General features: G+C 71.1%; 1 protein-coding gene. It reads right to left on the bottom strand.

What is annotated here, in order from left to right; translation table 11 throughout:
* Nucleotides 1-122: 122 nt before the first annotated feature.
* Entirely contained in the window at nt 123-968 is an 846-nt protein-coding gene (locus tag ACWEPG_RS28390) for a biotin--[acetyl-CoA-carboxylase] ligase (protein ID WP_450117269.1), read from the bottom strand.
* Nucleotides 969-1,232 lie beyond the last annotated feature (264 nt).

Raw genomic sequence — 1,232 nt, 5'->3', positions numbered from 1 at the left:
GATCGTCGATCAGCTCTACGAGCAGGTCGCCGAGATCGCCCGGCAGGGGGTGATCGAACCGGTCCACGATGTGGAACATTCGGCGACCCCGCGCACCCCGCCGCTCTTGCATGCGCTGCCGGTCATGCCGGACCTGGGTACGGGCGCAGGTGGGTGACGTCGCCCGCCGAGACCGGCACCGCGTCGCCGGAACCGTCGGGCTGCACCACCACCCGGCCCTGCAGGTCCACATCGGTGGCCGTCCCGATCAGCTCCTCGTTGCCCGGCAGTTCCACGCGCACCCGCTGCCCGATGGTGCCGCAGCGGCGCCGATAGTCCGCCGCGAGACCGTCGACGCGCCACCCGTCCTCCTGCCACGCGGTGAACTGTGCTGCCAGCGAACGCAGAAGCGCCCGGGCGAGCGTGCCCCGGTCGGTGGTCGCCGCGCCGGCGAGCTGGAGCGAGGTGGCAGTCGGCACCGGCAGCTCCGCTTCGGTCATCGTCACGTTGAGCCCGACGCCGATCACCACCGCGGGCGCGGGGGACGTGGCGGCGACCTCGGCGAGGATGCCCGCGACCTTCTTGCCCCCGATCAGCACGTCGTTCGGCCACTTCAGTTCCGCGTCGACCTCGGCCACGGTACGAAGTGCGTCCACCACCGCGAGACCGGTCATCAGCGGAAACCAGCCCATCGACGCGAGCGGCAACCCCGGCATCCGCAGCAGCACCGACACCGACACCGACGACCGGGGCGGCGCCACGAAACTGCGGGAGTGCCGTCCTCGCCCGTGGTCCTGGTACTCGGCGATCAGCACCGCACGGTCGAGGGCACTGTCGACCGATCTGGCCAGCAGGTCCGCGTTGGTGGAGCCGGTCTCCGCGACGACATCGAGGGTCGAGTAGAAGGCGCGGGGGTCGGCGCCGCCGCGCACGAGGGCGGTCCGCAGCGCGTCGGCGTTCAGAGGTGGCCGGCTCAGGTCCGTGTACATGGGTCGAGCGTAGGGCGCGAGCCCGGTCGGTGTCGCCCTGCCTGCGCCCCCGTGCGGACCCGCGAACCCCACCCCGATTCGATACTCGCCAGTAGCTTGAGTTGATCGACTCGACGTCGACCGCCCTGTCGCATCCGGCGCCCGGACCTGCCGATATGCTCTCTGTCCATGACCAGCGTCCAGGAGTCCGCCGCCACCGCGGCGTCGAATGTCCCCGATATCCACACGACCGCGGGGAAGCTCGCGGATCTGCATCGCCGTCAG

It is taken from the genome of Rhodococcus sp. NPDC004095, from assembly GCF_053604015.1.
The sequence above is the reverse complement of the archived record's forward strand: the minus strand, read 5'-3'. Positions and strand labels throughout refer to the sequence as shown.